Annotated in this window: 6 protein-coding genes and 2 pseudogenes; 6 read left to right on the top strand and 2 right to left on the bottom strand. The window is 71.4% G+C overall.

All coding sequences use genetic code 11. The features are described 5' to 3' along the window. Positions 1-25 precede the first annotated feature (25 nt). Positions 26-709, bottom strand: coding sequence for a ScbR family autoregulator-binding transcription factor (locus ACFWUZ_RS29045; RefSeq protein ID WP_384379205.1), 684 nt, complete (start codon positions 707-709; stop codon positions 26-28). A gap of 142 nt (positions 710-851) precedes the next feature. Here ACFWUZ_RS29045 and ACFWUZ_RS29050 point away from each other — a divergent pair, with 142 nt between their 5' ends. Then, positions 852-1,703, top strand: a complete 852-nt coding sequence (locus ACFWUZ_RS29050) for an SDR family oxidoreductase (RefSeq protein ID WP_384379208.1) — start codon at positions 852-854, stop codon at positions 1,701-1,703. Between the two features lie 86 nt (positions 1,704-1,789). Here ACFWUZ_RS29050 and ACFWUZ_RS29055 read toward each other — a convergent pair whose 3' ends face one another. Further along, positions 1,790-2,656, bottom strand: coding sequence for a ScbA/BarX family gamma-butyrolactone biosynthesis protein (locus ACFWUZ_RS29055; RefSeq protein ID WP_384379211.1), 867 nt, complete (start codon positions 2,654-2,656; stop codon positions 1,790-1,792). Between the two features lie 780 nt (positions 2,657-3,436). Between ACFWUZ_RS29055 and ACFWUZ_RS29060 the strand changes: the two are divergent. The 5 genes and pseudogenes from ACFWUZ_RS29060 to ACFWUZ_RS29080 form a co-directional block, all read left to right on the top strand. Further along, positions 3,437-3,563, top strand: a pseudogene (locus ACFWUZ_RS29060) (carboxyl transferase domain-containing protein); the annotation flags it as partial. A 69-nt stretch (positions 3,564-3,632) separates the two neighbouring features. Then, complete coding sequence (locus ACFWUZ_RS29065) at positions 3,633-4,250, top strand: ScbR family autoregulator-binding transcription factor (RefSeq protein ID WP_384379229.1); 618 nt, start codon at positions 3,633-3,635, stop codon at positions 4,248-4,250. Positions 4,251-4,654: 404 nt separating this feature from the next. After that, the gene (locus ACFWUZ_RS29070) at positions 4,655-5,488 is read left to right on the top strand and encodes a BTAD domain-containing putative transcriptional regulator (protein WP_384379214.1); all 834 of its coding nucleotides are present in this window, start codon (positions 4,655-4,657) and stop codon (positions 5,486-5,488) included. Between the two features lie 327 nt (positions 5,489-5,815). Continuing rightward, positions 5,816-6,637: a BTAD domain-containing putative transcriptional regulator gene (locus ACFWUZ_RS29075; protein ID WP_384379217.1), complete on the top strand. Its 822-nt coding sequence runs from the start codon at positions 5,816-5,818 to the stop codon at positions 6,635-6,637. A 404-nt stretch (positions 6,638-7,041) separates the two neighbouring features. Then, positions 7,042-7,831: pseudogene (locus ACFWUZ_RS29080) on the top strand (Fe-S oxidoreductase); the annotation flags it as partial.

Here is a 7,831-nt window from a genome sequence, read left to right on the forward strand (position 1 = left end):
CCCGGGAGGCGGGGGACGGCGGCGGTCAGCCGGCCGCGACCGCGGCTTCCTTGAGGCCGGCCAGCTCCTGGGAGCCCCTGACGGCCTCGGCGTAGATGCTCGCCGCCCGGCTCTCGGACATGTCCAGGGAGGCGAGGACCGAGGACTGCGCGATGCTGGGCATCAGGTGGCGCAGCAGGGTGGTGACCCGGCCGGTGAGGTCCCGGTAGTCGCTCAGGGCCTGGGACATGGACTGGATGCCGGCGTAGGAGCCCACGATGACGTCGGCGGTCTCGGTCGGCACCACGTGGGGGAGCAGCTCGCCCTGGGCCCGGGCCTTCTCCAGGCGCTCCCGGACGGGGGCGGCCCAGCTGCGGAACGGGCCGCTGCGGTCGAGCCCGTGGGCCAGCTGGTCCATGGTCAGGCGCACCCCGGCCCGGACCATGGGGTCGGTCTGCAGGCGGTAGGTGTGCAGCATGACGATGTCCACGATCTCCTGGACCTTGGACGCGCGCTCGGGGAGGACGAGGTTCTGGTTCTGCGCGGCCAGGACCCCCTGGGCCAGCTCGTCCTTCGACTGGAAGTGGAAGTACAGGGCCCCCTTGGTCACTCCGGCCTCGGTGAGGATCTCGGAGATCGTGGACGCCTGGAATCCGCGCTCCTCGAAGATCTTGGCCGCCGCGGACAGGATCGCCTGACGGGTGCGGATGGCTCGGACTTGTTCGGCCACTGTGAGTCCTCCCTCCTCGGGATGTGAAAACCGTAAGAATGCTCAGAGAAAATACCGCATAGTCCGTATCTTACAGGGAGGTGTCTCCCGGCCAAGCCCCTCAGCGGCTTCTGCTGTTCATAGATCAGGTAAAGGAAAACGGATGATTCTCCTGACAGGCGCCACCGGAACGGTCGGCCGCGAGGTGGTGCGGGCACTCCCGCCCGGTGTCGAGGTCCGCGTCATGGCCAGGGAGCCGGCCCGTGTCGAGGGGGCACCGGCGACGGCCGAGACCGTCCCCGGGGACTACGGCGATCCGCGGTCGCTCCGGGGCGCGCTGAACGGGGTGCGCACCGCGTTCCTGGTGACCGGCGGTGTCGCCGGGGACGAGGACGCCCGCTTCCTGGAGGCCGCGCGGGCCGCCGGGGTGGAGCACGTGGTGAAGCTGTCCGCCGCCGCCGTGACGGACCCGCTGGCCGACGATCTGATCACCCGCTGGCAGCGCGGGACCGAGGACCTCCTGCGCGCGTCCGGGATGGGGTGGACGCTGCTGCGTCCCCGTGCCTTCATGTCCAACACGCTCTCCTGGGCCCCCTCCGTGCGCGCGGAGGGGGTCGTGCGCTCCTTGTACGGGTCCTCGGCCAACTCCTGCGTCGATCCCCGCGACATCGCGGACGTGGCGGTGGGCGTCCTCACCGACCCCGGACGGCACCGCGGCCGGGCGTACACGCTGACCGGGCCGCAGGCCGTCACCGCCGTCGAGCAGACGGCTCAGCTCGGTGAACTGCTCGGCCGCCCGCTGCGTTTCGAGGAACTGGAGCCGGAGCGGGCCCGGTCCCTGTGGAGCGGGCGCCATCCGGCGCCCGTGGTCGAGGCCTTGCTGCGCAGTGCCCTGCGGCAGCGGGACGGGGCCAAGTCCGGGGTGGAGCAGACGGTCCTGGAGCTGACCGGCCGGCCGGCGCGGTCGTTCCGGGACTGGGCGGAGACCCGCCTGCCGGCTTTCACACCCCTGTGATGCCGCTGTGCTGCGCCGCGTCGGCGTGCGTCGCAGTGGGGCGGCGGTACGGGGGCGCGAAAGCCGGCAGGCGGGCCGGCCGAGGGTCAGCAGGGGGACGCGGCCGCCGTCACCGTGGCGTCGAAGACGAGCTTGCCGTGCTGGTGGCCCGTCACGCGCACCTTCTCCTCCGGTCCCCCGGCGGCCCCCAGGTACTCGGCCTCGATGAGGCACGGGGCGTCCAGTTCGGCGTACCGCTTGAACTCGCTGGTGATGCCGAGGGGCAGGAAGGAGGAGCGCTTCAGCATGGCGGCCGTGCTCTGGCGGGCGGCCTCCACGAGCACCATGCCGGGCACGTGGTCGACCGGGTGGTCGAAGAGCACGGGGTGGCGCGTGTCCACCCGCAGCTGCCAGCGGCCCGGCCCTCCGACGGGCGTGAGCACCACGTCGGCGGGCGAGGTCCGCCCCACGCTCTGCGGAGCGGCGGGGGCGGTGAGCGGCAGCGGACGCAAGGAGCCGTCCAGTACGTGCGCGGGACGTACGCGCCGGTACACGGTGGGGCTGGCACAGACGAAGGACATCCGTCCCGTCGCGGCCGGCAGGCCGTCGCGGCGGACCACCGTCTCGTAGCACATCCCGGCCAGGGCGCTGCCGCGCCGCTTCACCTCGGTGCAGGTCACCTCGATGTCGAGCGAGGCGGGCGCCTGGCGGACCCGGAGCTGATCGGGGTGGACGGTGACGTCGAGGTCCCACAGCAGGAACTGGTGCCCGAAGGGGACCCCGAACTCGGCGTGCGCGAGCAGCGCACCCACCTGCCGGATCGTCTCCACCGCCATGAGAGGGTCGTGGTGCTCACCGTCCACGGGAGTGAAGAAGCTGTGGCTGCGGGGCCATTGGGCGGCCACCCGGAAACGGGTGTCGCCCTGGCGTTCCCAGTCGGTGAGCATGACCTCGGCGACGGCGGCCCGGTGCACTAATTCCTTCGGGACCGTGGCGGTCAGGGTCAGGGCGGGCCGGGACGGGTTCGCGGGCCGGTCGGAGGGCCCCGAATCCCCCCAGGACGCGAGGATCGGTGGACGCTCAACTCGGAATGTAGTCGCAGTCATTGTTCCCCCTGAACAAACGGCGCTGGCGAGTTGCAGTGGTAAGGCCGAAGCTCGACGAAAGATACATACCAACCGGTTTAGTTTCCAGAGGAATGCGAGCCTCCAGAGGCAGGAGTTACGGAGGATTGAATTCCGGCCAGCCCCGTCCGAGGCATCGTCCCTGCTCCGCGTCATGCGGCGGCCGTGCTGGCCGCCCTCCCTCCTTCGCCGGCTCCCCGGCCATCCCCTGCCGGGTTTCGAGCGGCGCTCGAGGCGGGTCGGGAACCGTGGCCCGAAGCCTGGGGAAAGGCGCGGGCTTTCCGGGCGGTGAGGGGCCGCGCTCCGTGCCGGGCAAGGGCGGGACGGCTCTCGAGGGCCGCGCCGCGGTGGCGGCGGTGCGGCGCACGGGGCCTGCCGGCGCGGCCGGAAAGGGCCGCACGGGCAGGGGCCGGAGGCTTCGGCGCGGCGACCCGAACGGGCCACGGGGACCGTCCGGTTCCCTGCGGCCGAGGGGGATCCGGGGCCGTCGGGAGGCCAGACCGATGGGTGCGCGTGCCACACACCCACCTCAAACCGCATGCGCGGTTTGTTAAAGTGAGGGGCATCGGCCGGGCTGCACCGTAGGGGAGGGAACGTGTCGTGACTTGTCTGGACGGCACGTCTCGGGCCCCGGCGGCCGGCGGTGCGGCTTACAGGCCAGCCTTGACGGACTTCGCGTCCGTGGTCCCGCACGCCTCGCAGGCGTCCGTCGCCGGACCGGACCGCGGTCCGTGCGGTGACCGGCGAGGAGATCACCGATCCGCAACCAGCCCGCCGGCCTGCCGTTCCGCAGGCACGGCAACCCGCCGCAGCAACGGAGTACTCGATGGCCAAGCAGGAACGCGCAGTACGGACCCGGGAGACCCTGATCCGCTGTGCGGCCGAGACCTTCGACCGCGAGGGCTTCACGGTCGCGTCGCTCACCACGATCAGCACGCAGGCCGGGGTGAGCAACGGCGCACTGCACTTCCACTTCGCCTCCAAGGCCGCCCTGGCGGACGCGGTCGAGGACGTCGCGCTGCTGCGGCTGCGGGCGGTCACCGGGAAGGCGTCCCCGGACGGTTCGAGCCACCTCCAGCACCTGGTCGACGTGACCCACGGCCTCACGCGGGAGCTGCTCGGCGACACGGTGCTGCGAGCCGGCTTCAAGCTGAGCGGTGACCCGGCCCGTCCGTGCCGGACCGACCTGCGCGGGTACTGGCAGGGGTGGGTCGAGCAGGTGGTCGCGCGAGCCGTGGCCGAGGGGGAGCTGCACCCGGAGGCGGCGCCGGAGGGGGCCGTGACCGCCGTGGTGGGGGCGACCGTGGGGTTCGAGGTGCTGGGAGCGCAGGACGCCAGCTGGCTCGAACCCCGTACGGTGACCCGGTTCCTGGAACTGCTGCTGCCCTCCCTCGCGGCGCAGGAGCTCCGCAAGGAGATCCGGGCCGAGGGCACCGGACAGTAACCGACCACATGGTCTCTTAAGGGTCGGATCGCGACCTCCCGCGGTTCCCTCCCGGGGTCGTCTTCCCCCAGGAGCCGTGCTCCGCAGGGGAGTTCGGGTGGGTGCGGGCCCCGTACCTTCGCATGCGATCGAGGGGTACGGATTCGGCCATCTCGCGAGGTGTCTTCTCTGGCCGAAGTGGGAGACACCTAGGGGGAAGCGGATTGACCAGCGCCATCGCGCGCTCCGGGAAGGGTTGGAGCGGGACAGGCGGGCGGGGCTGTGGCTGGAATAAGACAGCCTGTATTGACAAACCAACTGTGCTGTTTTTTTATCAGGGGGTCCGGTGTGACTGCGCACCAGGCGCCGGCGGGTCGCAAACATGCAGGCCGGGACCGACCTTCGGGCGAATCTTTGGGGGAGAAGTGGACATCGAAGTGCTGGGTGCGCTGTCGGTCCGGGAGAACGGGGTGTCGATCACTCCGACCGCGCCGAAGCCGAGACACGTACTGGCCCTGCTCGCGCTCCACGCCGACCAGGTGGTCCCCGTGGGCCTGCTGATCGAGCAGCTGTGGGGCGCCACTCCGCCGCGCAGCGCCCGCACCACGCTGCAGACCTACATCCTGCAGCTGCGCGTGCTGATCGCCAACGCGCTCGACCAGGGCGAGGACGAGCGCTGCACCGCGAAGGACATCCTGGCCACCCTCCCCGGTGGCTACCGCCTGGAGACGCGGGGCGGCACGGTCGACTACCGGGAGTTCGAGCGCCGTGCGGGCGCCGGCTACCGGGCGATGGACGCCGAGGACTACGCGGGCGCCGCGCGCCGCCTGGCCGACGCCCTCTCCCTGTGGACCGGTCCCGCGCTGACCGACGTACAGGGCGGCAGCCGCGTCGAGACCGAGGCCAGGCGGCTGGAGGAGGCCCGGCTGTGCGCGCTCGACCAGCGGATCGAGGCCGACCTGCGGCTGGGGCGCCACCGGGAGCTGCTGTCCGAACTGACCGTCCTGGTGAACCAGTACCGGATGCACGAGAGCCTGCACGGTCAGTTCATGCTGGCGCTGCACCGCTCGGGCCGCCGCGGCGAGGCCCTCAAGGTCTACCAGCGACTTCGTACGACGCTCGTCTCGGAGCTGGGCCTGGAGCCCTCGGCGGCCCTCAGCCGGCTCCAGCGCTCCATCCTCATGGCGCACCCCGAGACCGCGGCGCCCGCCGCGGCCACGGAGGCCCCCGGGGGGCGGGTCGTGGCCCGCGCGAGCTGACCCGCGGTCCCTCGCCCCGTACGGCAGTGCACCCCCTCCCGGCGGCCGGGAGGGGGTGCACTGCCGTACGGGGTCCGTCACCGGTCGCCCCGCAGCCGTGGTGCCCGCGCCGTGCGGCGCGGGCCGGCCTGCCCCGGAGCGTTCACGGGTACTCCTCGGAAGCCTGCTCGATGCGTGCTCAAGTCCCGCAGGTGGGCGCGGAGTCCGGGGATATCGTGCCCTTCGTCTGCGGTCCCCGGAAGACAGACGAGGCCGAAAGGCGACCGTATCGAACGGCTCTGGTACCGGCGCGGAACCGAGGGCGGCCGGCAAGGCGCGGAGGGAATCATGAAGATAGAAGTCCTGGGCTCGTTGCACGCCGAAGTGAACGGGGTGTCCGTCGTCCCGACCGCCGGCAAGCCCCGCCAGATCCTGGCGCTGCTCGCCCTGTACCCCGGCCGGGTCGTCCCCGTACCCACGCTGATGGAGGAGATCTGGGGCACCGATCTGCCCCGGAGCGGGCTGACCACCCTCCAGACGTACATCCACCAGCTGCGCCGCCGCCTGGGCGCCGCCATGGGGCCCCAGGCCCCGGGCTCCGCCAAGGACGTCCTCGTCACCAGGTACGGCGGCTACCTGCTCCAGGTGCCCCCCGAGGCGGTCGACGTCCACGCGTACGAACGCCTCGTGGCCGAGGGCCGGCAGGCCTTCGAGGACGGTGAGGACGCGTACGCCTCCATGTGCCTGCGGGAGGCGCTCGACCTGTGGGAGGGGCCGGCGCTCGTCGACGTACGCGTCGGCCCGATCCTCGAGATCGAGGTGATGCGCCTGGAGGAGAGCCGCCTGGTCGCCCTCGAACGGCGGATCGACGCAGACCTGCGGCTGGGGCGTCACGCCGAACTCATCGCCGAGCTGTCCGACGTCATCGCCCGCTACCCCCAGCACGAGGGGCTGCACTCACAGGCGATGCTGGCGCTCTACCGCGCCGGGCGGCAGGCCTCCGCGCTCGACGTCTACCGCAGGGTGCGGCACCGGCTGCACGCGGAGCTCGGCGTGGAACCCTCCCCGCAGCTGCAGCGGCTGCACCAGGCGATGCTCGCGGTGGACCCGCTCCTGGACGTGACCGCGGGGCCGCGGCGCACGTCGACCTTCGATCTGTACATGGCCTGAGCGGTGGCGGCCTGACGGCCTGACGGCCCGGCGGGGGGCGCCGAGGGCGCCCCCGGCCGCCCACAGGTCCGGGGGTGACCGTGTGGGCGGCCGAGGGGGAGGGTGTGGGTCGTCTGCCCGGGACGCGCCCGCCAGGAGGCGCCGGTCTCATTCCCCACGGCACGAGTGTGACCGGCTGGTCTCGAGCGTTGCTCGAACCGGTCCCGCGCGGCCTGCCGTCCCGGGGAGAACCCGCCTGGGGCCCAGGCCAGTTGGGGCCGGCGGAGGGCCAGGGCCGGAGTTGCCCCAGCGACATAGATCACCGGCTGCTCACCTTCAACACGCCGGTGATCCCCGGTAGGGTGTCGACCAAAGTTACTACTCGGTAATCGAGTATCTCCCGCTCGCAGGTTCGAGGAGCCTCCATGCAACTCGCGGCGATCATTGTCTCGCTGGCACTTGAAATCGTCGGCTTTGCGTTGTTCTTCCGCGCCGTCGGCCAGTTCGTCCGGTACTTCAGGCTCGGTCAGCCCGTCCCCGCGGGCACCCGGACCGACAACCCCTACCAGCGCAGCGTGACGCTGGTGAAGGAGTTCCTCGGTCACACCCGCATGAACCGGTGGGGCCTCATGGGCGTGGCGCACTGGTTCGTGGCGATCGGCTTCTACACGCTGCTCATCACCCTCGTCAACGCCACCGGCCAGCTGTTCAAGGCCGACTGGGTGCTGCCGGTCATCGGACACTGGCTGCCCTACGAGCTGTTCGTCGAGGTGATCGGCACGCTGACCGTGGCCGGCATCCTCACCCTCATCGTGATCCGGCAGCTGTCGCGGCCGTCCCGGCCGGGCCGCAAGTCCCGCTTCGCGGGCTCGAAGTCCCGGCAGGCGTACTTCATCGAGACGGTCGTGCTGACCGTCGGCCTCGCCATCATGACGCTGCGCGGCCTGGAGGGCGCCCACGCGGGCGTCGAGCACTGGGAGCCGGCGTACTTCTTCTCGTACCCGCTGGTCGCCGCCTTCTCCGGGCTCGACGTGCCGACGCTGGAGAACGTCACCTACCTCGTGGCGATGATCAAGATCTCGGTCTCCTTCATCTGGATGATCGTCGTGAGCCTGAACATCAACATGGGTGTGGCCTGGCACCGTTTCCTGGGTTTCCCGAACATCTGGTTCAAGCGGAACGCCGACGGTGCTTCGGCGCTGGGTGCGCTGCTGC

Origin of the sequence: Streptomyces sp. NPDC058646 (assembly GCF_042716875.1) — a bacterium.
Taxonomy (GTDB): Bacteria; Actinomycetota; Actinomycetes; order Streptomycetales; family Streptomycetaceae; genus Streptomyces.

Excerpts from the sequence above, each read along its gene's own strand:
- ACFWUZ_RS29050 (WP_384379208.1), top strand. The coding sequence starts at position 852 with ATGATTCTCCTGACAGGCGCCACCGGAACGGTCGGCCGCGAGGTGGTG.
- ACFWUZ_RS29065 (WP_384379229.1), top strand. The coding sequence starts at position 3,633 with ATGGCCAAGCAGGAACGCGCAGTACGGACCCGGGAGACCCTGATCCGC.
- ACFWUZ_RS29075 (WP_384379217.1), top strand. The coding sequence starts at position 5,816 with ATGAAGATAGAAGTCCTGGGCTCGTTGCACGCCGAAGTGAACGGGGTG.